The following is a 22730-nucleotide window of genomic DNA, read 5'->3' as shown; positions in this document are numbered from 1 at the left end:
TTGCGGTGGATCGGGCGTGCAGACACTCAACACCACAACCGGACGATTTCGGTACGGATGTGTCCAGGGTCACGCCAGGGCCCAAAGTCCCCACCTCGCCCCGCGTCCGGCCCGGACCGCGCCGGACCGCGCCCGGCCGGCCGTGCCCCGCGCACCGGGGGGCGCGGGGCACGGGGCGCGGGTGACTACGGACGGAAGCGGATCACCTGCGGGTCGTGGTCGCTGTTCTGCGCCGCGAACTCCGCGTTGATGTGGACGCTGTCGTACGTGAAGTTCTTGATCGCCGGGCTGGTCAGGATCTGGTCCAGGACCTGTGCGTTGCCCTGGTAGACGTAGGAATAACGTTCCGCCTTCGGCAGCGACTTGATCGCCGGGTACAGGGCGCCGTCGGCCGCCAGCGCGTCCGTCGTCGCCGAGAACTCGAAGTCGTTGATGTCGCCGAGGACCAGGACGTTCGCGTTCTTCTCCGCCGCGAGGATCTCCTTGACGAAACCGTTCACCGACTGTGCCTGGAGCAGCCGCTTGGCCTCCGAGGAGCGGACCGGCGGCTGGTGGTGCGAGGTCAGGCCCTCGTCGCCGCCCTTCGAGCCGAAGTGGTTCGCGATCACGAAGACCTTCTTGCCGCGGAAGACGAACTCGCCGGCCAGCGGCTTGCGGCTGTCGGCCCACGCCGGGTTCGTCGGGTCGACGCGACCGGGGGAGTGGGTCAGGGCGGCCTTGCCCTGCTCCTTGACCACGCCGGTCGCCGTCGTCGCGTCGCCCGGGGCGCGCTCGGTGAAGGAGACCCGCTCCGGGTTGAAGAGGAAGACCTGGCGGATGTTGCCGCCGGGCTCGCCGCCGTCCTTCTTGTCCTCCGGGTTGATCGAGCGCCACTGGTAGGACGGGCCGCCCGCCGCCGCGATCGCCGCGGTGAACTTCGCCAGCGTCTGCTCCGCCGAGACGGTGCCGTCGTTCTTGGCGCCGTTGTCGTCCTGGATCTCCTCCAGGGCCAGGACGTCGGGGGAGGCGAGGTTCTCGACGACGGCCTTCGCCAGGTTGTCGAACTTCTCCTGCGGATCCGTCGGGTCGAGGTTCTCGACGTTGTACGTGGCCACCGCGAGCTCGTTGGAGGCCTGCGCCTTGGTCTTCTCGGGGGCGAGGGTGCCCGCCTTGACCGTGCCCAGGGTGCGCGCCACCAGCGTGTAGCCGCCGAACTGGTTGAAGTCCAGGGGGCCTTCGGTGGTGCCGGTCAGCTTGTCGCCGACGTTGGCGACCGGGAAGGGCTGCTGCGAGACCGGGGCCAGCTGCTGGATCTGGAGGCGGCCGGTGTTCTGGGAGTCGTAGGAGCCGTAGACGGTGCCACCGCGCTTGGCGGCGTTCTCCCACCCCTTGACCGTGACCCACAGCTCCGAGTACGGGTCGGTGGCGCCGACCACGCGGGAGGTGCCGATGCGGACGTTCATGCCCTCCAGGGACTCGTAGTAGTCCAGGGCGTAGCGCGAGGGCTCCAGGGTCAGGCCGTTGACGCTGCCCTGGGCGGCCGGGTCGCCCGCCGGGGCGTAGGCGGCCGGGACCGTGTACTCGTTGACGGCGGTGGCCGCGGGCAGCGCGTTGCCGGAGGAGACCACGGTCACCGCGGGCTTGGAGATCTGGGTGACGGACTGGTTCCCCGAGTTGACCCCGCCGGGCACGTACTCGCCCACCGTGCCGGAGACCTTCACCGCGTCGCCCACGGCGACGGTCGGGACCGAGCTGGTGAAGACGAAGACGCCCTCGCTGGTGGCGGCGTCGTCGTCGGCGTCCGGGTCCTGGATCCAGAAGCCGCGCGAGCCGTAGGTGCGCACGCCGGTGACGATGCCCTCGACGTCGGCGACCTGCTTGCCGTTGAACGGGGAGATCCGGGTGGTGCCCTGGATGTCGTGGATGCGTATCGGATCGGCGGACACGGCGCCTTCGGCCGCGTCGGCGGTACCGGCGAGCAGGCCGGTGGCCAGCGCGGTGGCGACGAGGGCCGCGACGGCGGCGGAACGGGGATGCGAGGAGCGCATGGGCGGGAACTCCGGTGTGTGGAGGAGGGGGAACCCTGAGGGTCTCAAGATGTCTACGCGCGTCAATTTCCAGTGTGATCAGCGAAGTTGTCAAGGCCTCCAGGGAATACGGGAGACGACTGTGGGATGAACCAACGGATATGGCCCGCCGAGCGTGCCCGGAATGCGTCTACGCTGGGTGGCCGCACCCGGCCTGACGGACCACGAACGGACCGCGGATCGCGGGTCCGTCGCCCTGTCCGCGGGGGCTCCGCCGGCCGTCGCGTCGGACCGCTCCGCTCCGTACGCGCGTACGTGTGCGCGCGTGCGTACGGCTCGCCGCCGTGCCGCGGTGCCGTCAGTTCCACCGCTCCACCGCTCCACCGGTTTCGTCGCTCCACCGTCTCGCCGTTCCACCGCTCGACCGCTCGACCGCTCGACCGCTCGACCGCTCGACCGCCGTACCGTCCCGCCGCCCAGGCGTTCCCTCCGAGGAGAACCACCCCATGTCCGCAGAGCCGCGCTCCACGCTGCCGCCGGTACGGCTGCCCTCCGATGCGGAGCTGGCCCGCGACGCCCTCGTCGCCCCGCTGTTCGCACGCGCCGTACGCCTCGCCCGCTGGGCCGGACCCGACACCCGGGTCGACGTCGGCGGTGAACTCGTCGCCGACCAGCTCGTCGGGGCCGTCGCCGAACTCGGCCTCGACGAACGGGACGAGGACAGCCCCGTCCACGCGAGCCAGGCCTGGCGGGTCGCCGTCGACACCGGCCTGGTCGACGTGACCGAACCCGAGGAGGACACCGGGGACGGCGCCGAGGGGGAGGAGCCCGAGTACGGCACCGCCGCCCCCGGCGAGGACCTCGCGCTGGTCGCCGGAGGAGCCCCCGGCGACGTCCTCGACCTGTGGCTCGCGGCCCTGGACACCGTCCTCGCCGACGCGGCCGTACCCGACCTCGACGACCTCGTCGACGCGCTGGACGCGGGCGGCGAGATCGACTTCGACCGGCTCGACTGGAACCCGCAGCGCGAGGCGGACTTCCTCGACGGGGTCCTCGCCAACCTCTACCTGCTCACCGTCGCCGAGGGCGGCCCCGGCGACGGGCCCGTCCCGCTGCCGGTGCTCGCCGCCTCGATGATCGTGCCCGACGACATGGGCGACCCCAGTGACGCCGTCCTGGAGCAGGTCTCCGACGCGATGATGCGCCTCGACGACCAGTTCCGGCAGCTGGAACCCATCGGTCTCGTCGAGTACCAGCCCGTCGACGAGGAGCTGATGGCGGAGGCCGACGACGAGGAGTTCGCCGCCGGGGACCGCACGCTCGCCGCCGAGGAGGAGGACGTCTCCCGGTACGGGATGGTCCGCCTGACCCCGCTCGGCCTGTACGGCGTGCGCGCCCGGATGCTGGAGGCCGGCGTCGAGGCCCCCGCCATCGGGGAACTGGCCGACAAGGGCGCCGACACCCTGCTCGACGCGGTCTCCGCCTACCCCGAGCGGGCCGCCCAGGCGGAGATCGAGCAGTGGCTCGTCGGCCGCGAGCCCGCGGCCGCCGTGAGCGAACTGCTGGCCGCCGCCCGGGGGGACGACGAGGGCGCCCCGCTGCGCAGGCTGCGCTGCCAGCAGGCCCTGGCCCCGGCCGGACGGGAGGCCGAGCCGGCCGTGCGCGCCGTCCTGGACGACCCTGAGCTGGGCGGACTGGCCCGGGTGTGGCTGGCGGAGCACGGGGTGTCCGACGTACCGCCCCCGGACGGGGCCATGGTGTTCTGGCTGACCGTGGACACCCTCGCCGCGCAGCTCACCTCGGACGCGGAGACCGAGGAACTCCCGCTGCTGATGCGGGGGCTGACCGAGAACCACGCCGGCTTCTTCGAGGAGGTCTGGCGGGTGGAGCACCCGGCGACGGCGTACGTGCTGGAGGCCATGGGGCGGCTGCACCCGGACAGGAAGGCCTCGAAGGAGGCGCGCAAGGCCGCCTTCAAGGCCCGCTCCCGGCAGCCCTGACCCGCGGCCGGGTTCGCCCCGGGCGGTACGGAACCGGCCCTTCCGGGGCGGGAGTGCGCCAATGTGGCCGGCGGTGAGGCGGCGGCCCGCTTTCCCGGGTAGTTCAGCCGCCGTTCACGTACGGGCGGGAGCGTGTGCGCCGACGACCGTACGTCAGGCGCACCACCTCCCCACCCCTGGAGACCCGATGCCCCTCAGCCGCAGAGACTTCACCGCCCGTACCGTCCTCGCCGGGGCGGGAGTCGCGCTCACCGGCACCGTCGGCGCCCTCGCCACCGCACCGGGCGCCCTGGCGGCCGGCGAGGCCCCCGTCGGGGCCGGGCCGGAGGGCGAGGGCGCCGACGCGGCCCCCGGGCGCCGGCCGCACGGCCCCGGCTACGGTCCCCTGATCGCGGACCCGGCCGGGCTGCTCGCGCTGCCGGCCGGGTTCTCGTACCGCGTGATCACGCACAGCGGCGTCACCACCCTGGACAGCGGCGAGAGCACCCCGTCCCACCACGACGGGACCGCAGCCTTCGAGGGGCACCGCGGGGTCACCCTCCTGGTCAACAACCACGAGCTGAGGGGGGCGCGGACGGGCTGGAAGCACCCCGTCCCGCTCGCCGAGGGTCTCGTCTACGACCCGGCCGCGGCCGGGGGGTGCACGGTCGTCGAGGTCCGGCGCGGCGGCGAGGTCGCCGAATGGGTGGGCATCGCCGGTACGTCGACCAACTGCGCGGGCGGGGCCACCCCGTGGGGTACGTGGCTGACCTGCGAGGAGACCGAGGACCTGGCCGGCCGCAACGGCATGACCAAGGACCACGGCTACGTGTTCGAGGTCGACCCGCACGACCGCCGGGCCAACCGCGACCCGAAGCCCGTCAAGGCGTTCGGGCGGTACGCCCACGAGGCCGTGGTCATCGACCCGCGCCGGGGCCACGCGTACCTGACGGAGGACGCGTCGGGTCCCAACGGGCTGCTCTACCGCTGGACCCCGCCCGAGGGCTTCCGGCACGGGCGCGGCCGGCTGCGGGGCCTCGCCGACGACGCGGGGGTGCTCGCCGCCGCCAAGTGCTTCGACAGGACGGGCCGGTTCGTCGACGACCTCACGCGCGCGACGAAGACGGGCACCGTGTACGGGGTCGACTGGGTGCCGGTCCCCGACCGCGACGCGCGGACCACGCCCGTTCGGGCGCAGTTCGGGGTGAACGGCGTGACGCGGGGACGCAAGCTGGAGGGCATGTGGTGGGCCGACGGCGGCGCCTACTTCGTCTCCTCCTTCGCCCGCGCCGAGAGCCCGGGCGCCGCGCACGACGGCCAGGTGTGGTTCTACGACCCGAAGCGGCGCACGATCCGGCTCGTCGTCCTGATCGGGGTGAACGCCGACCCGTCGGCCGAGGGCGGCTACGACGGCCCCGACAACATCACCGTCTCGCCGTACGGGGGCCTGGTCATCGCCGAGGACGGCTCGGGCGTCCAGCACCTGTTCGGGGCCACCGAGTCGGGGAAGGTCTACCCGCTCGCCCGCAACGAGCTGAACATCGGCTCGGCGACGGAGCCCGAGTACTCGGAGTTCACCGGGGTCTGCTTCTCACCGGACGGGCGCACCCTGTACGCCAACCTCCAGGACCCGGGCATCATGCTGGCCATCACCGGCCCCTGGCGGCGCGACCGCTGAGCCGGCGCCGGCGCGACCGGTGCTCACCGGTCCGCCGGGCTTGTCGGGCTCACCCGGCTCACTGGGCCGCGGCGAACTCCGCTCGCGAGGCCGCGGTCCACTCCTCCAGGAGGAACTCGTACGCCCGCGCGGGCCACTCCCCGTCCACGCCGGTGTCCACCAAGTGCCGGATCGCCTCGTTCGCCTCCGCGGCGGACGGGCGAGCGGGACCCGCGGGACGGAGTGTTGTCTGCATGGCTTCAAGGCTACGGGCGGGCACTGACAGCCACCTCCGGATTACGGGTGGCATCCGTCACCCGGTTCGACCGTCGGTCGCCGCATGTGCCCGCCCACCTGCTCAGAGTGTCTGGGAGCCCGCCTTGACCATGCCGCGCACTGTGCGCGACTTCACAAATTCGCCGATGGCCGTCATCTCCCACTCGCCGCTGAACTGCCTGATCAGCTTGGCCATCATGACGCCGGTCTGCGGCTCGGCGCTCGTGAGGTCGAAGCGGACCAGCTCCTCGCCGCTGGCGGCGTCGATGAGTCGGCAGTAGGCCTTGGCGACCTCGGTGAACTTCTGGCCGGAGAAGGAGTTCACCGTGAAGACCAGGCCCGTGACGTCGGCGGGCAGTCGGCCGAGGTCCACGACGATCACCTCGTCGTCCCCGGCGCCCTCGCCGGTCAGGTTGTCGCCGGAGTGCGTGATGGCGCCGCCCAGGATGGACAGCCGGCTGAAGTAGCAGCTGTCGAGGTGGTTGCGCTGGGGGCCGTAGGCGATGACGGAGGCGTCGAGGTCGATGTCGCGCCCCCGGTAGGCGGGCTCCCACCCGAGGCCCATCTTGACCTGCGAGAGCAGCGGGCGGCCGCCCTTGACGAGGGAGACCGTCTGGTTCTTCTGGAGACTGACCCGCCCCTTGTCCAGGTTGATCTTGCCCGAGGCGGGAGCCGCGGCCGGCGGCGCGACCGGGGGAGCCGGCGGCGCGGGGGTGCTCGCCGCCGGACCGTTCGCACCGGCGGTCAGCCAGGGCGAGACCGGGTGCGTCGTCGGCGCCGGCGGGGCGGCGACGGGAGGAGCGGTGACCGGCGGGGCGGGCGGGGCCGGGGGCGCCTGCGCGGCCGCTGCCGCGGGCGGCTCCTCCTCCACGGAGACGCCGAAGTCCGTGGCGATGCCGGCGAGGCCGTTGGCGTACCCCTGGCCGACCGCGCGCACCTTCCACACGCCGCCGCGCAGGTAGATCTCGACGACCACGAGCGCCGTTTCGGTGCCCAGACGCGGCGGGGTGAAGGTGGCGATCACCGCGCCGCCGGCCGCGTCCCGCACGGTGGCGGTGGGCTCGACGCCCTGGAAGCTCTGTCCGGCGGCGTCCGGGCTGGCCGTGACCACGATCCGCTCGATGCCGGGCGGCAGCGCGGACGTGTCCACGGTGATCGAGTCGGGGGCCGATCCCCCGCCGGACCGGTAGTCGACACCCGGGCCGGACGGCTGGTTGTAGAAGATGAAGTCGGCGTCGGAACGCACCTTGCCGTCGGCCGTCAGCAGCAGGCCCGAGACGTCGAGCCGCACCGGGGCAGCCACGTCCACCGTCACGCGGACGGTGTCGAGCGGCAGGTTGGAACCAGGGGTCATAGCGGTCATGCACCCAGAACGACCGGACCGGCTTTGCCGTTCCCTTACCCTCCGCGAGATTGGGCCGGGAGGGTTCAGCGCCGGTTGCGGGGGTGGTCGCGGGCCATGCGCTCGTTGCCGAACTTGTAGGCGCCGGTCCACCGGGCCATGACGAGCTGGGCGTCCCCGGACCCCACCTCCGCCAGGAACTTGTCGGCGCGGCCCCCGCGCAGGGTGCCCGCGGCGCGGCCCCGGTGCGTGATGACGACGGTCCCGTCGCCGCGTACGTCGTACGTGAACCCGTGTGGTTTCGGCATGACGCGCAGCCTGCCCCGCCGGGGGCGGGGCGGGCAACGCAATTAGCGGGCGGTGGTGGGGGCGGGGGAGCAGGCGGGGACCGGGGCTGGGCCGGTCACGCGCCCGGAGCGGTCACGCGCCCGGGCCGGTCACGCGCCCGGGCCGGTCACGCGGCGCGGCAGTCCCAGCGGGTTGTCCTCGCGCAGTTCCGCGGGGAGCAGCGCGTCGGGCACCGACTGGTAGGCCACCGGGCGCAGCCAGCGTTCGACGGCGGTGGCGCCGACGGACGTCGCGTGGGAGGTGGCCGCGGGGTAGGGGCCGCCGTGGTGCTGGGCGGGGGCCACGGCCACGCCGGTCGGCCAACCGTTCACGACGATCCGCCCGGCCAGCCCGGTGACCAGGGAGATCAGCTCGGCGGCCGGTCCCGGCGCGCCCCGGGTCTCGTCCTCGGACAGCTGGAGGGTGGCGCTCAGGTTCCCGCCGAGCCGGCCCAGCACCGCGGCCGCCTCGCCCTGGTCGGCGTAGCGGACCAGGACGGTGACGGGGCCGAAGCACTCCTCCAGGAGCACCTCGTGGGGGCCGTCCGCCAGCAGGGTGGTGGCGTCGACGGTCAGGAAGCCCGCGCCGACGGAGCGTTCCCCGCCCGGGCCGGGGACGACGGGGGCCTCGACGCCGGGCAGCGCGGCGCGTTCGCGGGTCCCGGCGAGGAAGGACTCCCGCATCCGGTGGTCGAGCAGGACGCCCGGCTCCGTGCCCGCGAGCGACTTGGCCAGGGCGGCGGCGAGGCGGTCGCCGTCCTGCCCCGTCGGGACCAGGACCAGGCCCGGCTTGACGCAGAACTGGCCGACGCCCAGGGTGACCGACCCCGCGAGCCCGGATCCGATCTCCTCGGCGCGTTCGGCCACCGCCGCCGGGGTGACCACGACGGGGTTGAGGGAGCCGAGCTCGCCGTGGAAGGGGATCGGTACGGGGCGGGCGGCGGCGGCGTCGAACAGGGCGCGTCCGCCCCGGATGGAGCCGGTGAACCCGGCCGCGGTGACGAGCGGGTGGCGGATCAGCTCCAGCCCGGCGTCGAACCCGTGCACCACCGTCACCACGTCGGCGGGCAGCCCGTTCGCGGTGGCGGCCTCCCGCAGCAGCGCGGCGCACAGCTCGGAGGTGGCCGGGTGGTCGGGGTGGGCCTTGACGACCACCGGACAGCCGGCCGCGAGGGCGCTCGCGGTGTCGCCGCCGGGGACGGAGAAGGCCAGCGGGAAGTTGGAGGCGGCGTAGACGGCGACCACGCCGAGCGGCACCTTGTAGCGGCGCAGCTCGGGGCGGGGCGGGACGAGGGAGGGGTCGGCCCGGTCGATCCGGACGTCGAGGTAGGCGCCCTCGTCCACGCAGTCGGCGAAGGCGCGCAGCTGGCCGGTGGTACGGGCGAGCTCCCCGGTCAGGCGGGCGGCGCCGAGCGCGGTCTCGGCGTCGGCGCTCTCCACGATCCGCGCGACGGCCCCGTCGAGCAGGTCGGCGGCGGTCCGCAGGAAGGCGGCGCGGGTCGCGGCCCCGGCGAGGGCCGCGCGGCCGGCGTGTGCGGCGCGCACGGCCCGGTCCACGTCCCGGTGTGTGGCTTCCGCCGCAACCCGTTCGCGCTGCTTCCCGGTGCGGGGGTCCACACTCCAGACTGGATTCGCTGTCACGGCCCACTGCCTCCTGGATCGTTCAGTATTCTGAACGCCGTTCCGGTGGATGAATGATCGCTTCTGCTGCGGACCCTATTTCCGCGTCCACCGCGTGACAAGAGGCGACAGAGCCGAACAGAGGGGAATCAGGCGTATGAGCACAGCCGAGTCCGGGGGTCCCGCCGGCTCCGGAGGCAGAGGCGGGGGCGGCGCCGAGGCCGACGACGTGGACGGCGCCTCGGGTGGCGGCGCGGTCGCCGGTCCGCTGACGGCGGCGCCCGTGAAGTCCGCGGTACGCACCGTCCTGCTGCTGGAACACTTCGCGGCCCGGCCCGGTCTGCACAGCCTCGCCGACATCCAGAGCGACCTCTCGCTGCCCAAGTCCAGCCTGTACATGCTCCTGCGGACCCTGGTGAACCTCGGCTGGGTGGAGACCGACGCCACCGGCACGCGCTACGGCATCGGCGTACGGGCCCTGCTCGTCGGAAGCTCCTACATCGACGGGGACGAGGTCGTCGCCGCCGCCCGGCCCACCCTGGACCGGCTCTCCGACGACACCACCGAGACCATCCACCTGGCCCGGCTGGACGGAACCAGCGTCGTCTACCTCGCCACCCGACAGTCCCGGCACCACCTGCGCCCCTTCACCCGCGTGGGGCGCAGGCTGCCGGTCCACTCCACCGCCCTCGGCAAGGCGCTGCTGGCCACGCACACCGACGACGAGGTGCGCGCGATGCTGCCGGAGCGGTTGGAGGCGGTCACCCAGCACACCATCACCGACCGGGAACGGCTGGTGGAGGAGCTCGCGCTGGTGCGGGAGCAGGGGTACGCGGTGGACCGCGAGGAGAACACGCTCGGACTGCGCTGCTTCGGCGTGGCCGTCCCGTACCGGACACCGGCGCGGGACGCGGTGAGCTGCTCGGTGCCGGTGGCGCGGCTGACGCCCGGGCACGAACGGCTCATCAAGGAGGCCCTGTTCGAGGCGCGCGACCGGCTGTCCGTGGTGACGCGCAGGATGTGAGCCCACCCCGGGGCGAGGGCGCCTCCCCCGTGCGGGGGAGGCGGTTCACCTGCGCGGGGGAGGTGGCGGGGCGCCGGGCGGGCGACCGTTGGGGACATGACCACACGACACGTCTCCGCGAAGGAACGGGCGGCCCCCGCCGGTCCGCCCGACACCACCACCGCCGCGACCCGCGTCCCGCCGCGCGGCCCCACGCCGACCGCCGCGCCCCGGGGTGCGGGCCTCGGCGCCGGGCGGCGTCTCCTGCGGGCCGTCGCCGTGGCCGCCACCCTCCCGTACGTGGCGCTCAAGACGGCCTGGCTGGGCGGAAGTCGGATCGGGATACCGCCGGACAGCGTGCTGCTGGAGTCCGGATCCTTCCTTGTCGTGGCCAACGCGGTGACCTTGGCGATGGACGCCTGCGTGATCGTGCTCGCCCTGGTGCTGACCCGCCCGTGGGGGACGCGGGTACCGGCCCCGGTCCTCACCCTCCCGGTCTTCGTCGCCACCGGGCTGCTCGCCCCGATCGTCGTCACCTCACCCGTGCAACTCCTGATCCGGGTCGTGGGCCCGGGCTCGGGGGAGAGGGTCCCGGCCGCCGGGGAAGCCTTCCTCGACCCGTGGGTCTTCGGCGTCGTGTACGGGGGCTTCATCGTCCAGGCCCTCGCCCTGACGGGACTGTTCGTCCCCTATGCGCGGGAGCGCTGGGGCGGCCTCTGGCAGGGCTCGCTCGGCCCGCGGCTCCCGTCACCCACGGGGGTGGTGACGGCGGCCGCGGTCGTGACGGGCGCGGTGGTGGCCGCGGTCCACCTGTACTGGGCGTTCGGAGGGAGCGCCGGGCTGCCCGCCGCTCGGGTGGCCCTGTACTCGGCGGAGACGGGCGCCGGGTCGGCCGCCCTCGCCCTGTTCGTCCTCGGCGCCGCCACCGGAGCGGTCCTGTTGGCCCGCGGAGGGGCCCGGTCGGCCCGGGCGCCGATGGCGCTCGCCTGGGTCTGCGCCGCCGCCTCCCTGTGCTGGGGCGGCTGGCTGACGGTGGCCCTGCTCGCGCCGGACATCGGTGGGGCCGAAGGGGACACGACGGTGATGGGGCTGATCTACGCTGGCCAGATGATCACGGGACTGCTCGCCTCGATCGTCGTCGTACGGTCGTTGCGCTCCCGTCGTACGGGCTGAGGGTGTGCGGGACATGGTCGTCGGGGGACGGGTCCGGGGGCGAGCGGCGCGGCGCGCCGCGACCGGCGAGGAAGCGGCGGGGCGGCGGGGCCGGGCGGGTCGGCCGGAGCGAGGGGGTCGGTCGGATCGTCAGGGCCGGCGGGGGCGGCCGGATCCGAGGTTCGGGGCGCACCCGTTCCTGCGGGCCCGGGCCTGGTCGCGATGGGTGCACCTGATCCTCGGCGGGGCCTTGATGATGCCCTACGTCCTGCTCAGCCAGGTCTGCGTCACCGTGGGCACCCGGGCGGACGCCTTCAACTCCCTGCCGCTGAGCTTCGTCGCCTACGGGGCGGCCCTGCCCCTGGTGGCGATCACCGGGCTGCTCGGTTTGATCAGACCGCTGGCCGTGGCGGCCGTCCGCTCGCTGTGCGGGGTGCCGGGCGTCCGGCCGGCGGAGGGGCCGGCCCGCTCGTGGGCCGCCCGGTGGCGGGCCTCGGTCTGGTGGACGGCGCACCTGGGGATCGGCGCGTTGGTCAGCGCGTCGAGCCTCGCCGTACCGCCGATGGCGGTGGTGCTGCTCGCCTTGCCGTTCGTTCCCGCGCTGCGCGATTCCGAGTACGGGTTCGGTTGGCTCGGCTTCGGGGGCGCGCCCTGGGTCGCCCCCCTGATCGGGGCGGGGCTGCTGGTCGCCCTGGCCCTGTGCTGCGGCGGGGCGGGGATGCTGCTGTCCCGGCTGGCCCCCGTACTCCTCGGGCCGACGGCGGCGGACCGGCTCGCCGCCGCCGAGGAGCGGGCGGCCGATCTCGCGGTGCGCAACCGGCTGGCGCGCGAGCTGCACGACGCCGTCGGACACGCCCTGAGCGCCGTCGCCCTCCAGGCCGCCGCCGCCCGGCGGGTCCTCGACACCGACCCGGAGTTCGTCCGGGAGGCCCTCGACGCCATCCGGGACACCACCCGGCGCACGGTCGGCGAGCTCGACGCGGTGCTGGGCCTGCTGCGCGACGGCGACCCGGCCCGCGGCGACACCGCTCCCGCGCCGACCCTGGCCACCGACCTCGACGGACTGCTGGCCCGCACCCGGGCCGGCGGCACCGTCGTCGCCGTCCGCCAGGATCCCGGGCGGTCCGGGGATTGGGCGCGGCTCCCGGCGATCACCTCCCGCGAGGCGTACCGCATCGTCCAGGAGGGCCTGAGCAACGCCCTGCGCCACGGGTCCGGACCGGTCGCCCTGGACATCGGGGTCCACCTCCACGACGGACGGCGGGAGCTGGGGATCACCTTGACGAACCCGCTCGCGCGCTCCCGCTCCGGACCCGGGGCGGAGGGGCCGGAGCGCACCACCGGGGGCCGCGGCCTGCGGGGCGCCGCCGAGCGGGCCGCCCTGCTCGGTGGCCGGATCGAGGCGGGACCGTACGAAGGGGGATGGCGCCTGCGCGCCACCCTGCCCCTCGGCGCCGCCGCCGATACCGATACCGATACCGATACCGGCACCGATACCGAGGCCGCCACCGCCACCGGCCGGGCGGGCACCGCGCCGACCCAGATCCCGACCCCGACCTCCGCCCCGCCCCCCGCACCCGCACCCGCCCCCGTCCCCGAAGGAGAGGTCCGATGAGCCGACCGCCGCTGCGCGTGGTCGTCGCCGACGACGAGCGCATGGTCCGCACCGCCCTGCGCGTCATCCTCGACGCCGAGCCCGACCTGGAGGTCGTCGGCGAGGCCGCGACCGGCGCCGAGGCGGTCTCGGTCGCGCGCGCCCTCACCCCGGACGTGGTGCTGATGGACGTCCGCATGCCCGAGATCGACGGCATCCGGGCGACCGAGCGGATCCTCGCGACGATGGCCGAGCCGCCGAGGATCGTCGTCGTCACCACCTTCGAGAACGACGCCTACGTCTACGACGCGCTGCGCGCCGGCGCCTGCGGGTTCCTCCTCAAGCGCGCCGACCCCGACGAGCTGATCGGAGCTGTCCGCCTGGTCGCCCGGGGCGACTCGTTGCTGTTCCCGGCGGCGGTGCGCTCCCTGGCCGCCTCCCGCGCGGCCGGCGCCCCGCCGGCCGTCGCGTCCTGGGTGGGCCGGCTCACCGACCGGGAGGCGGACGTGCTGGGGCTGATGGCCACCGGGCTGACCAACCAGGAGATCGGCGAGCGCCTCGGCGTCGGCCCCCAGACGGTCAAGACGCACGTGGCGGGCGTCCTCGCGAAAACCGGCTCGCGGGACCGCACCCAGGCCGTCATCGCCGCCTACGAGGGAGGCTTCCTCATGAAGAAAAGCTGAGAAGCAGGCCACAATCGGGGCAGAGCGGAACGCCCGGGGCCGTTGACGCGTCCTTCTGGGGGATGAACAAGACGATCAGGCGTGCGTCGGTCTTCTGTCTGCTTCTGGTGCTGGCCCTTTTGGTGCGGGTGACCTGGGTGCAGGCATATCAAGGCCAGGCCCTCGCAGACGACAAGAACAACCGGCGCAACCTCATCGGGCAGTTCGAGAACCCGTTGGGGAACATCATCGTGGGCGGGGAGGCGATCACCGGTTCCACGAAGACGGGCGGCAAGGACTTCGGGTACAAGCGGACCTACGTCGACGGCCCGCTGTACGCGCCGATCACCGGCTACAGCTCCCAGGCCTACGGCACGAGCATGTTGGAGGGGGTCTACAAGAACATCCTCAACGGCTCCGACACCCGGCTGAAGACGGTGATGGACACCCTCACCAACAAGCGCGCCGACCCGGGCGACGTGCTGACCACCATCGACAAGGGCGTGCAGAAGGCCGCCTACGACGCCCTCGACGGCAAGCAGGGCGCGGCCGTGGCCATCGACCCGGCGACCGGCGCCATCCTCGCGGTCGTCAACAACCCCTCCTACGACCCGGGCCGCATCGCGGGCGCCAACGACAAGGCCGCCTGGCAGGAGCTGTCGGCCGACCAGGGCAAGGCCATGGAGAACGTCGCGCTGCGCAAGCCGCAGGCGCCCGGCTCCACCTTCAAGCTGGTCACCCTGGCGGCGGCGATCGAGAACGGCATGGTCACGAACATCGACCAGCCGACCGGCATCGCGGCCCCGTACACGATCCCGGGCACCCGCACGAAGCTGCCCAGCGAGGCGGGCGACGCGGCCTGCAACAACGTCTCGGCCCGCACCGCGCTCAAGCTGTCCTGCAACAACGTCTTCGCGGAGCTCGCCTACAAGCTCGGCCAGGACAAGATGCGGGCGATGGCGGAGAAGCTGGGCTTCAACACGCAGATCGACACCCCGGTCCGCACCAACCCGCCCAGCAAGTACCCGTCGAAGAAGATGTCGATCGACCAGGTCGCGCAGACCGGCATCGGCCAGTTCGACGTCCAGGCGACCCCGCTCCAGATCGCCATGGTGACCGCCGCGATCGAGAACGGCGGCAAGCTGGTCGCCCCGCACATGGTCTCCGAGGTGACCGACTCCAACGGCAACGTGCTGGAGAGCTTCAAGGACTCGAAGTCCCGGCAGGTGATGGGCGCGAAGACCGCCTCGATGCTCCAGGACGCCATGCGCACGGTCGCCGCCGAGGGCGGCGGCAAGCCCGCCCAGGTCGCGGGCGCCGAGGTGGGCGGCAAGACGGGCACCGCCCAGCGCGGCGAGAACAACAGCATCCCGCCGCTGGCCTGGTTCACCTCGTACGGCAAGGCCGGCGACAAGCAGATCGCCGTGGCCGTGATGATCGAGAACTCGGACACCGACCGCTCCGAGATCGGCGGCGGCAAGCTCGCCGCGCCGATCGCCCAGAAGATGATGGCGGCGTGGCTGAAGAAGTAGCCGCGCCCCCTTCGGGGTGGACGCGCCGGGAACCCGACCCCCTTCCCGGCGCGTTCTCCCTTCCGTGATCCGGACCGCGTTGCCCTCCGACCTCGACGCCATCGCCGCCCTCCACACCCGGGCCCGCGCCACCTACTACCGGGGTCACCTCGCCGAAGGCGCCTACGCGGGCGCGGTCGAGGTCGCCCGGTTCCGCGAGGGCTGGGCGCGCGCGGTGGCCCGGGCGCAGGGCGAAGGCGCGGTGCTGTGCGCCGAGCGGGACGGCCGGGTCACGGGCGTGGCGGCCTTCCGTACCGCCGACGGCGTGACCACCCTCACCCAGCTGCACGTCGACCCCGACCACTGGCGCCGGGGCACCGGCGCCGCCCTGCACGCCGCCTGCCTCGACGCCTGGCGCCGCGCCGGCATCGACCGCGTCCGCCTGGAGGTCTACGAGCACAACCTCCGCGCCCAGGCCTTCTACGCCTCCCACGGCTGGCGCCCGGACCCCCGGGACGCCTCCCGCACCGGCTCGCACCGCGTCCTGTGGCTCCGGGTGGCGCAGGGCACACCCACCGCGTGACGTCCGGGGAATGAGACGGACCGAGGGATGGTTGAAGCGGAAACCGTTCTGTCGGCGAACCCGTCAGTGAACGCGTCAGTGAACCCGTCGGCGAACCCGTCGGCGAACCCGGAGAGAAGAAGGAACATGCGCGTCGAGATCTGGAGCGACATCGCCTGCCCCTGGTGCTACATCGGCAAGGCCCGTTTCACCAAGGGGCTGGCCGACTTCGCGCACCGCGACGAGGTCGAGGTCGTCTTCCGTTCCTTCGAGCTCGACCCCCACGGCGCCAAGGGCGTCACCGCGCCCGTCGTCGAGATGCTCGCCCGCAAGTACGGCCGCACCCTCGACGAGGCGCGCGGCATGGAGGAGCACGTGGCGGGCGCCGCCCGCGCCGAGGGCCTGGACTACCGCGTCGACGGCCGGGACCACGGCAACACCTTCGACATCCACCGCCTGCTGCACCTGGCCGCCGCCCGCGGCCGCCAGGAGGAACTGCTCGACCTCGCCTTCCGCGCCAACTTCGCCGAGGAGCGCTCCGTCTTCGACCCCGAGGTGCTCGTCGCGCTCGCCGTCGAGGCCGGACTGGAGGAGTCGGAGGTCCGCTCGGTCCTCGCCGACGACTCCGCCTACGCCGACGAGGTCCGCGCCGACGAGCGCGAGGCGGCCGAACTCGGGGCCAACGCCGTCCCGTTCTTCGTCCTGGACCGCCGCTACGGCATCTCCGGCGGCCAGCCCGCCGAGGTCTTCACCCAGGCCCTGGAGCAGGCCTGGGCCGGTCGCGAGCCCGCCCCGGCCGCCCCGGCCGCCGACGCCTGCGCCCCGGACGGCGCCTGCGCCGTCCCGCAGGCCTGACCGGGGACCGGCGGATCGCCCGCCGGGCCGCGTACGTGGACGGCGAGGGGTCCGTGGCGCAGAGTTGACGCCATGGACCTTTCGCTCTCCGACGTGTCCCGCGCCGAGTTCGCGCCCTCCACCACCTACCTCAACACCGCGACCGGCTGCGTCCTGCCGCGTTCCGCGGTCGCCGAGGTGCGGGCCCTGGCCGAGGCGGCCGGGGCCGGAGAGGCCGCGGGCTTCGGCGACTTCGACCGGGTGGACCGGGTGCGGGACTCCTTCGCACGGCTGGTCGGCGTCGACCCCTCCCGGGTCGCCGTCGGCTCGGCCGTGGCCACCCACGTCGGCCTGGTGGCGGCGGCGCTGCCGGCCGGCGCCGAAGTCCTTTTCCCCGAGGGCGACTTCGCCTCCGTCATGAACCCGTTCGTGGTGCGCGGCGACCTCTCGGTCCGGTTCGCGCCGCTGGAGTCGATCGCGGAGGCCGTCGGGCCGGACACCGCGCTGGTGGCGCTGAGCGCCGTACAGTCCGCCGACGGGCGCGCGGCCGACCTCGCCGGGATCCGCGCCGCGACCGGCGCCCACGGGGCCCGGATGCTCGTGGACGCCACGCAGGCCGCCGGCTGGTTGCCCTTCGACGCCACGCCCTACGACTACACGGTCACGGCCGGGTACAAGTGGCTGCTGGGCTCGCGCGGGGCCTCGTACCTGACGGTCTCCGAGGAGGCGCAGGCCACGCTGACCCCGCTGCACGCCGGCTGGGTGGCCGCCGCCTCGATGTGGGAGGCCACGTACGGGCCCGTGCGGGAACTGGGCCCCGGCGCGCGCCGCTTCGACGAGTCCCCGGCCTTCCTCTCCTACCACGCCGCCGAACCAGGGCTGGCGCTGCTGGAGCGGATCGGGATCGACGCCGTCCACGCCCACGACACCGCCCTGGCCACCCGCTACCGCGAGGGCCTCGCCCGCCTCGGGCACGCACCCGTACCGGGCGCGGCGCCCATCGTCTCCGTCCCCGGCCTCGCGCACCGCCAGGCGGAGCTGCTGGCCGCCGGGGTGGCCACCGCGGCCCGCGCCGGATCCCTGCGCGCCTCGTTCCACCTCTACAACACCGAGGCGGACGTGGACCGGCTCCTCGACGTCCTCGCCGGCTGACCGGCCCCGCGCCTACCGCCAGGCCGCCGACGCCGCCGCGAGGGCCGGGGTCGGGTCGGCGCCCAGGGCAGAGGCCAGGGCCCGCAGCGCCTCCTCGACCGCCGCGGGCGAGGCCGCCGCACCGTAGTGGTTGACCCGGACCATCTCACCGGCCAGTGCCCCGCCGCCCGCCGCGAGCGGGGCCGAGGGCCGCGCCGCCAGGGCCTTCGCCACCACCGCGGAGGCGTCCGCGACCCGCAGCGTGGTCGCCACCGGCGCCGCCTGCGTCCGGTCGGCCACCCACGGGGCCACACCGAGCGCCGCGGCGCCCGCCCGCGTGGCGTCGGCGGCGGCGACGTGCCGGCCCAGCACGCCCGGCAGGCCCTCGCGCGCGATGGCCTCCAGGCAGGCCTCCAGCGCCAGCATCTCCAGCTGCGCCGGTGCGTGCAGCAGCGCCTTGCGCCCGCCGTCGATCCAGCGCTCCTTCCAGTCCAGCAGGGACAGGTAGGAGCGGCGCGGAGCCGCCGGGTTCGCGGCGAACCGCTCCCACGCGCGCTCCGAGACCGACACCGCCGAGACCCCCGCCGGTCCGCCCATCGCCTTCTGCGCGCCGATCACGCACAGGTCGACGCCCCAGGCGTCCGGCAGCAGCGGCTCGGCCCCGACGGAGGCCACCGCGTCCAGCATGAACAGCGCCCCGTGGGCGCGTACTGCCTCGCCGATCTCCGCGACCGGGTTGGTGTTGCCGGTGGCGGCCTCCGCGTGCACCAGCGAGACGAAGTCGATCTCCGGGCGCTCGGCCAGAGCGCGCGCCACCCGCTCGCCGCTCACCGCCGTGTCGAAGGGGACCGCGAGGTCGACCACGTCGGCACCGGCGTCCCGCAGCCAGTTGCCGAAGGTGGTGCCGTAGGGGCCGGTCACGATGTTCAGGGCCACCGAACCGGGGCGGGCGCCCGAGCGGATGCACCCCTCCAGCGGCAGCAGCGCCTCGCCCTGGGTGATCACCACGTCCTGCCGGGTGCCGAGGAGTTCGGCGACCCCCCGCTCGATCGAGGCGAAGCGCTCGGCGTCGAGCGGCGGAAGGTCCAGCAGGGGGTGGGTCACGGCGGTGCTCTCCTCGTCGGGGGTTTCCCGGTGAGGGTATCCGGCGCGCACGTACAGTGCCGATATGAGTGATCACAACGGTGTGCTCCATGTGAAGGGAAGAGTGCTCGTCGGGCCCCACGAGGCGCGCGATGAACTCTGGGTCGTCGGTGGTCGGATCACCTGGGAGCGGCCGACCGCCGCACGGGAGGTCACCACGGTCACCGGCTGGGTCCTGCCGGGCCTGGTCGACGCCCACTGCCACGTGGGCCTCGACGCGCACGGTCCGGTCGACGCCGCGACCGCCGAGCGACAGGCCCTCACCGACCGCGACGCCGGCACGTTGCTGATCCGCGACGCCGGATCCCCCTCCGACACCCGCTGGATCGACGACCGCGAGGACCTCCCGAAGGTCATCCGGGCCGGTCGGCACATCGCCCGCACCCGGCGCTACATCCGCAACTACGCGCACGAGATCGAGCCCGACGAACTGGTGGAGTACGTGGGGCGCGAGGCCCGGCGCGGCGACGGCTGGGTCAAACTCGTCGGCGACTGGATCGACCGGGACGCCGGTGACCTGACCGCCTGCTGGCCGCGCGCGGAGGTCGAGGCCGCCATCGCCGAGGCCCACCGCCTCGGGGCGCGGGTCACGGCCCACTGCTTCGCCGAGGACTCCCTGCGCGACCTGGTCGAGGCGGGCATCGACTGCGTCGAACACGCCACGGGGCTCACCGAGGACACGATCCCGCTGTTCGCCGAGCGCGGCGTGGCGATCGTCCCGACGCTGGTGAACATCGCGACGTTCCCCAAGCTCGCGGCCGGCGGCGACGCCAAGTTCCCGCGCTGGTCGGCGCACATGCGCCGACTGCACGAGCGGCGCTACGACACCGTGCGCTCCGCCTGGGACGCCGGGATCGGGGTCTACGTCGGCACGGACGCGGGCGGTTCGCTGCCGCACGGGTTGGTCGCCGCCGAGGTGGCCGAGCTGGTCAAGGCCGGGATCCCGCCGTTGGACGCCCTCGCGGCGACGACCTGGGCGGCGCGCGCCTGGCTGGGCAGGCCCGGCCTGACGGAGGGGGCGCCGGCCGACCTCGTGGTCTACGGGGAGGACCCGCGGGCCGACGTACGGGCCCTGGCGCGACCGCGGCGGGTGGTGGTGAACGGGGTCGTCCGCGCGTGAGGGACGGCGCGGCACGGCGCCGGTGGTGGCGGGTTGACGGGGCGTGACCTCGGCGTCCCGTCCGTCGTTGTGATGGCCTGATCCGGCCGCTGGGGACGGAACGCGGGGAACGCGCGGGAACGAGGCGGGACACACGGGGCGCATGGGGCGCCAAGAATCGAATACGTGAGTGGAAACCACCCTTTGGGGTGAACTCACGTCAGGTTGCCGCCCGTTCACTCACAGTGCGTAAAACTTCGAGCGTCGAAGCCGTCGGCGCGCGCGATGTCCCCCATTGGCTGCGCGACGGCGCCCATCTCCCCGGGGGTTCCACCACCTTGAACAGCAACACCTTCCGCCTGCCCGCGGCCGTGCTCCTCGCCACGGGGGCGGTCGCCCTCCTCGGCGCTCCTCCCGCCCTCGCCACGGGCGGCGACGGCGCGAGCGGCGAGGGCCGGTCCGGAGCCGTCGTCCTGCGGACCGGGCTGGACGTGGGCCTGCTCAACAAGACCGTCCACCTGCCGCTGAAGGCCACCCTCAACGAGGTCAGCGCCCCCGGCGCGGCCGAGAAGACGGCCCTGACCGTCACCCTCGACGGTGCCGAACAGGGCAGGCCGGTCAGCGTCCTGAAGGCGGACGTCGCCACCTCCAAGGCCACCGCCGACAAGAACCGCGCCGAGGCCGAGGCCAACCTCGCCCGCGCCCGGGTGCACGTGCCGGGGCTGCCGAGCCTCTCCCTCGTCGAGGTGGAGAAGGTCACGTCCAAGGCCGTCTGCGAGGCCGGCAAGAAGCCGGTGGCCACCTCGAACGTCCTCGGCACCGTCACGGCCCTCGGCAAGAAGGTGACCGTCACGGCGGGCGGCCCGCCCACCAGGCTCGAAGTCCCCGGCGTCGGCCGGGTCGAGCTGGAACTCTCCGGTACGCGGACCACCACCACCACGGCCGCCGCGGCCGCCCTGAGCCTGAAGGTCGCCGTCAACCCGCTCGACCTGAACGTCGCCCGGGTCGACGGCGAGATCGTCCTCGCCGAGGCGCACTGCGAGTCCCCGAAGGCCGCCGCGAAGCCGGAAGCCAAGCCGGAGGTCGAGCCCGAGGCCAAGCCGGAAGCCAAGCCGGACGTCAAGCCGCAGGCCGGTACCGCCGCGGTCGCCTCCGGCACCGGCGGCCCCGCCCCCCGGGCCAACCTCGCCGAGACCGGCGCCGGCTCGGTCACCCCGTACGTCGCCGGCGGCGCGCTGCTCCTCCTCGGCATCGGCGCGGCCGCCCTCGTGGTGACCCGTCGCGGCAAGGCCTGACCCCTCGCCCGGCCGCGGCACCGGGCCGACTCCTAGCGGGTCGCGCGCTCCAGGCCCGCGGCAGCCGCGCCGCGTGACATCACGGCCGCGGTGACCTCCTTGTCGATGCGGGCGTACTCGGTGCGCTTGGCGGCCGGCAGGGAGGCGTCCCCCTCGGCGCAGGAGGTGCAGACGACCCGGAACGGCGGCCCCATGTCCGAGTACTGCGTGAGGTACTCGGCCTTCACCACCTCCCAGCGGCCCGCGTGCGAGGCCGACGGGGCGAAGGTGAACCGGGGCACCGAGGACTGGTTGCCGCGGAGCTTGTCGGTCGGCACGAAGCTGGCGACCTGGTCGCCCATCCCGAAGACCACCCACGTGCCGTTGATCTTCTCGTAGGGCTGCGGCACGTGGTTGTGGGTGCCGATGATCACGTCGAGGTCGGGGAGCCCGTCGGCCCCCTTGGAGGCGGTCAGCGTGCGTGCCAGATCGAGCTGCTGCCGGTCGGGGGCCGTCTGCCACTCGGTGCCCCAGTGGATGCTGAGCACCACCACGTGGGCTCCGGCCGCGCGCGCGGCGCGGGCGTCGGCGATGATCCGGTCCGCGTCGATGAGGTTGACCGCCCACGGCTTGCCCTGCGGGACCGGTATGCCGTTCGTGCCGTACGTGTACGACAGCTGGGCCACCTTCGCGCCGCCCGCCTCCGACCACGCGGGGGCCTTGGCCTCCTCGGCGCTGCGGGCCGAACCGACGTGCCGGATGCCGGCCCGGTCGAGGTGGTCCAGGGTGCGGACGAGGCCGTCGTAGCCGTCGTCCAGGGTGTGGTTGGAAGCGGTGGAGCAGCTGTCGTAGCCGGCGTCCTTCAGGGCGTCGGCCAACTGGTGCGGGGCCTTGAAGGTGGGATAGCCCGTGTAGGGTCCGCCGGGCTTCCCGTACGGTATCTCGTGATGGCACATCGCCAGGTCGGCGGCGGACACGAGGGGTTTGACCCCGGCGAGGATCCGGCGGAAGTCGTACTCCCCGGGCCGGCCCGCGTCGGTTGCCGAACGCTGGATGATCGACGGGTACGGGATGATGTCGCCCGTCGCCACGAGCGTGAACGGCGCCTCCTTGCCCGACCGGCCCGGGGCGGTGCCGGGTTTGGCCTGGAGCCGCTGCTCGGCGGCGGAACCGGCGCCGCCGTCCAGCAGCCGGGGCGCGACGTATATCCCGCCCCCCACGACCGCCACTCCCGCCAGCGCCATGGCTATCCGCGCCGCTGCCCTCATCCGCCCGCCCCCGTCTTCGTCGCGCCGCGATGACACCGCGGCCGGTGGCGTCATCGTAGGCGGGCCCGCCGGCGCCGGCGCGCCCGCCGTCGGGACGGGCGCCCCGGCCCGTGAACCCGGTCCCGCCCTCCGGCCGGTGTGCCTGGTGCCTGTCGTCGAACTCCCGCCTGCCCCGCGGGGCGGACGACAGGAGTGTGACGACAGGCCCTAGGGCGTGTCCGCAATGTCAGGTGGGGAGCCATAGCCGTAGGCAGGCGAGGGTGACCAGGGCTTGGTAGTGGCGGGCTCGTT

19 protein-coding genes are annotated in these 22730 nt (G+C 74.0%); 12 read left to right on the top strand and 7 right to left on the bottom strand.

The window, feature by feature from the left end; all coding sequences use genetic code 11:
- Window positions 1-185 precede the first annotated feature (185 nt).
- Complete coding sequence (locus ACZ6ZI_RS00095) at window positions 186-2027, bottom strand: endonuclease/exonuclease/phosphatase family protein (protein WP_469513764.1); 1842 nt, start codon at window positions 2025-2027, stop codon at window positions 186-188.
- A 485-nt stretch (window positions 2028-2512) separates the two neighbouring features.
- Here ACZ6ZI_RS00095 and ACZ6ZI_RS00090 point away from each other — a divergent pair, with 485 nt between their 5' ends.
- Entirely contained in the window at window positions 2513-4006 is a 1494-nt protein-coding gene (locus tag ACZ6ZI_RS00090) for a hypothetical protein (protein WP_469513761.1), read from the top strand.
- A 187-nt stretch (window positions 4007-4193) separates the two neighbouring features.
- Window positions 4194-5663, top strand: coding sequence for an alkaline phosphatase PhoX (locus ACZ6ZI_RS00085; RefSeq protein WP_469513758.1), 1470 nt, complete (start codon window positions 4194-4196; stop codon window positions 5661-5663).
- A gap of 58 nt (window positions 5664-5721) precedes the next feature.
- Here the strand turns inward: ACZ6ZI_RS00085 and ACZ6ZI_RS00080 are convergent, their stop codons facing one another.
- From ACZ6ZI_RS00080 to ACZ6ZI_RS00065, 4 genes are all read right to left on the bottom strand, one after another.
- Window positions 5722-5898 carry a hypothetical protein gene (locus tag ACZ6ZI_RS00080; protein ID WP_363055688.1) on the bottom strand — a complete coding sequence of 59 codons (177 nt, stop codon included), beginning with the start codon at window positions 5896-5898 and terminating at the stop codon, window positions 5722-5724.
- A gap of 102 nt (window positions 5899-6000) precedes the next feature.
- On the bottom strand, window positions 6001-7272 hold the full coding sequence (locus tag ACZ6ZI_RS00075; RefSeq protein WP_469513754.1) for a TerD family protein: 1272 nt from the start codon (window positions 7270-7272) through the stop codon (window positions 6001-6003).
- Window positions 7273-7346: 74 nt separating this feature from the next.
- Window positions 7347-7568: a hypothetical protein gene (locus ACZ6ZI_RS00070; RefSeq protein ID WP_363055686.1), complete on the bottom strand. Its 222-nt coding sequence runs from the start codon at window positions 7566-7568 to the stop codon at window positions 7347-7349.
- A gap of 129 nt (window positions 7569-7697) precedes the next feature.
- Complete coding sequence (locus tag ACZ6ZI_RS00065; RefSeq protein ID WP_469513749.1) at window positions 7698-9227, bottom strand: aldehyde dehydrogenase (NADP(+)); 1530 nt, start codon at window positions 9225-9227, stop codon at window positions 7698-7700.
- Window positions 9228-9363: 136 nt separating this feature from the next.
- Between ACZ6ZI_RS00065 and ACZ6ZI_RS00060 the strand changes: the two genes are divergently transcribed.
- From ACZ6ZI_RS00060 to ACZ6ZI_RS00025, 8 genes are all read left to right on the top strand, one after another.
- Window positions 9364-10230 (top strand): IclR family transcriptional regulator, encoded by an 867-nt coding sequence (locus ACZ6ZI_RS00060; protein WP_469513746.1) that lies wholly within the window; start codon window positions 9364-9366, stop codon window positions 10228-10230.
- A gap of 96 nt (window positions 10231-10326) precedes the next feature.
- Window positions 10327-11382: a hypothetical protein gene (locus tag ACZ6ZI_RS00055; RefSeq protein WP_469513744.1), complete on the top strand. Its 1056-nt coding sequence runs from the start codon at window positions 10327-10329 to the stop codon at window positions 11380-11382.
- A gap of 232 nt (window positions 11383-11614) precedes the next feature.
- Entirely contained in the window at window positions 11615-12976 is a 1362-nt protein-coding gene (locus ACZ6ZI_RS00050) for a sensor histidine kinase (RefSeq protein ID WP_469515718.1), read from the top strand.
- Window positions 12973-13638: a response regulator transcription factor gene (locus tag ACZ6ZI_RS00045; protein WP_469513741.1), complete on the top strand. Its 666-nt coding sequence runs from the start codon at window positions 12973-12975 to the stop codon at window positions 13636-13638. Before ACZ6ZI_RS00050 ends, ACZ6ZI_RS00045 begins: the two co-directional genes overlap by 4 nt.
- Window positions 13639-13700: 62 nt before the next feature.
- Entirely contained in the window at window positions 13701-15149 is a 1449-nt protein-coding gene (locus tag ACZ6ZI_RS00040) for a peptidoglycan D,D-transpeptidase FtsI family protein (RefSeq protein WP_469513738.1), read from the top strand.
- 64 nt (window positions 15150-15213) lie between these two features.
- The gene (locus ACZ6ZI_RS00035) at window positions 15214-15711 is read left to right on the top strand and encodes a GNAT family N-acetyltransferase (RefSeq protein ID WP_469513735.1); all 498 of its coding nucleotides are present in this window, start codon (window positions 15214-15216) and stop codon (window positions 15709-15711) included.
- Between the two features lie 126 nt (window positions 15712-15837).
- Window positions 15838-16545, top strand: coding sequence for a DsbA family oxidoreductase (locus tag ACZ6ZI_RS00030; protein ID WP_469513731.1), 708 nt, complete (start codon window positions 15838-15840; stop codon window positions 16543-16545).
- 72 nt (window positions 16546-16617) lie between these two features.
- Window positions 16618-17676 carry an aminotransferase class V-fold PLP-dependent enzyme gene (locus ACZ6ZI_RS00025; protein ID WP_469513728.1) on the top strand — a complete coding sequence of 353 codons (1059 nt, stop codon included), beginning with the start codon at window positions 16618-16620 and terminating at the stop codon, window positions 17674-17676.
- A gap of 12 nt (window positions 17677-17688) precedes the next feature.
- Here the strand turns inward: ACZ6ZI_RS00025 and ACZ6ZI_RS00020 are convergent, their stop codons facing one another.
- Window positions 17689-18759 carry a pyridoxal-phosphate-dependent aminotransferase family protein gene (locus ACZ6ZI_RS00020; protein WP_469513725.1) on the bottom strand — a complete coding sequence of 357 codons (1071 nt, stop codon included), beginning with the start codon at window positions 18757-18759 and terminating at the stop codon, window positions 17689-17691.
- 64 nt (window positions 18760-18823) lie between these two features.
- Here ACZ6ZI_RS00020 and ACZ6ZI_RS00015 point away from each other — a divergent pair, with 64 nt between their 5' ends.
- The gene (locus tag ACZ6ZI_RS00015) at window positions 18824-19918 is read left to right on the top strand and encodes an amidohydrolase family protein (protein ID WP_469513722.1); all 1095 of its coding nucleotides are present in this window, start codon (window positions 18824-18826) and stop codon (window positions 19916-19918) included.
- Between the two features lie 317 nt (window positions 19919-20235).
- On the top strand, window positions 20236-21192 hold the full coding sequence (locus tag ACZ6ZI_RS00010) for an SCO1860 family LAETG-anchored protein (protein ID WP_469513719.1): 957 nt from the start codon (window positions 20236-20238) through the stop codon (window positions 21190-21192).
- Window positions 21193-21224: 32 nt separating this feature from the next.
- Here the strand turns inward: ACZ6ZI_RS00010 and ACZ6ZI_RS00005 are convergent, their stop codons facing one another.
- Window positions 21225-22439 carry a CapA family protein gene (locus ACZ6ZI_RS00005; protein ID WP_469513717.1) on the bottom strand — a complete coding sequence of 405 codons (1215 nt, stop codon included), beginning with the start codon at window positions 22437-22439 and terminating at the stop codon, window positions 21225-21227.
- Between the last annotated feature and the right edge of the window lie 291 nt (window positions 22440-22730).

It is taken from the genome of Streptomyces sp. NPDC103540, assembly GCF_055584445.1.
The sequence above is the reverse complement of the archived record's forward strand: the minus strand, read 5'-3'. Positions and strand labels throughout refer to the sequence as shown.

What these genes read in the sequence shown, in the direction of transcription:
- ACZ6ZI_RS00085 (WP_469513758.1), top strand. Translation starts at nt 4,194, where the DNA reads ATGCCCCTCAGCCGCAGAGACTTCACCGCCCGTACCGTCCTCGCCGGG.
- ACZ6ZI_RS00090 (WP_469513761.1), top strand. Translation starts at nt 2,513, where the DNA reads ATGTCCGCAGAGCCGCGCTCCACGCTGCCGCCGGTACGGCTGCCCTCC.
- ACZ6ZI_RS00055 (WP_469513744.1), top strand. Translation starts at nt 10,327, where the DNA reads ATGACCACACGACACGTCTCCGCGAAGGAACGGGCGGCCCCCGCCGGT.
- ACZ6ZI_RS00070 (WP_363055686.1), bottom strand. Translation starts at nt 7,568, where the DNA reads ATGCCGAAACCACACGGGTTCACGTACGACGTACGCGGCGACGGGACC.
- ACZ6ZI_RS00095 (WP_469513764.1), bottom strand. Translation starts at nt 2,027, where the DNA reads ATGCGCTCCTCGCATCCCCGTTCCGCCGCCGTCGCGGCCCTCGTCGCC.
- ACZ6ZI_RS00015 (WP_469513722.1), top strand. Translation starts at nt 18,824, where the DNA reads ATGAGTGATCACAACGGTGTGCTCCATGTGAAGGGAAGAGTGCTCGTC.
- ACZ6ZI_RS00030 (WP_469513731.1), top strand. Translation starts at nt 15,838, where the DNA reads ATGCGCGTCGAGATCTGGAGCGACATCGCCTGCCCCTGGTGCTACATC.
- ACZ6ZI_RS00060 (WP_469513746.1), top strand. Translation starts at nt 9,364, where the DNA reads ATGAGCACAGCCGAGTCCGGGGGTCCCGCCGGCTCCGGAGGCAGAGGC.
- ACZ6ZI_RS00040 (WP_469513738.1), top strand. Translation starts at nt 13,701, where the DNA reads ATGAACAAGACGATCAGGCGTGCGTCGGTCTTCTGTCTGCTTCTGGTG.
- ACZ6ZI_RS00075 (WP_469513754.1), bottom strand. Translation starts at nt 7,272, where the DNA reads ATGACCCCTGGTTCCAACCTGCCGCTCGACACCGTCCGCGTGACGGTG.
- ACZ6ZI_RS00080 (WP_363055688.1), bottom strand. Translation starts at nt 5,898, where the DNA reads ATGCAGACAACACTCCGTCCCGCGGGTCCCGCTCGCCCGTCCGCCGCG.
- ACZ6ZI_RS00025 (WP_469513728.1), top strand. Translation starts at nt 16,618, where the DNA reads ATGGACCTTTCGCTCTCCGACGTGTCCCGCGCCGAGTTCGCGCCCTCC.
- ACZ6ZI_RS00050 (WP_469515718.1), top strand. Translation starts at nt 11,615, where the DNA reads ATGATGCCCTACGTCCTGCTCAGCCAGGTCTGCGTCACCGTGGGCACC.
- ACZ6ZI_RS00005 (WP_469513717.1), bottom strand. Translation starts at nt 22,439, where the DNA reads ATGAGGGCAGCGGCGCGGATAGCCATGGCGCTGGCGGGAGTGGCGGTC.
- ACZ6ZI_RS00045 (WP_469513741.1), top strand. Translation starts at nt 12,973, where the DNA reads ATGAGCCGACCGCCGCTGCGCGTGGTCGTCGCCGACGACGAGCGCATG.